At 46.5% G+C, this 536-nt stretch carries 2 tRNA genes; both read left to right on the top strand.

Annotated features, from left to right (window positions below):
• The first annotated feature begins 173 nt into the window (after positions 1-173).
• Positions 174-250 (top strand) — tRNA-Ile (locus GLW08_RS21530).
• Positions 251-268: 18 nt separating this feature from the next.
• Positions 269-344: transfer RNA gene (locus GLW08_RS21535), tRNA-Ala, on the top strand.
• The last annotated feature ends 192 nt before the right edge of the window (positions 345-536 follow it).

Consider the following 536-nt stretch of genomic DNA (forward strand, 5'->3'; position numbering starts at 1 on the left):
ACAAGGTAGCCGTATCGGAAGGTGCGGCTGGATCACCTCCTTTCTAAGGATAATACGGAACTAGAGCCTTGCCTCTTGGCAGGGTTCTAGCGACAGCACTTTCAGTGCTATACAAACGGTGTTTACATAGTTGTTTTGTTTAGTTTTGATAGATTAAATCTATATAATGGAATGGGCCTGTAGCTCAGTTGGTTAGAGCGCACGCCTGATAAGCGTGAGGTCGGTGGTTCAAGTCCACTCAGGCCCACCATTCCTTATTTTCGTATACGGGGCCTTAGCTCAGATGGGAGAGCGCCTGCTTTGCACGCAGGAGGTCAGCGGTTCGATCCCGCTAGGCTCCACCAAACAGTACCTTGAAAACTAGATAAGAATTCGACATCCAAACCCAACGTTATGTAAATAACGATGGAAATAAATGTTTTAACAAAGCATCGAATGCAATTTGATGCGTCTTTTCACATTAGTTAAGTGAATAAGGGCGCACGGTGGATGCCTTGGCACTAGGAGCCGATGAAGGACGGGACTAACACCGATAT

The sequence above is a fragment of the Pontibacillus yanchengensis genome, assembly GCF_009856295.1.
Lineage (GTDB): Bacteria > Bacillota > Bacilli > Bacillales > BH030062 > Pontibacillus > Pontibacillus yanchengensis_A.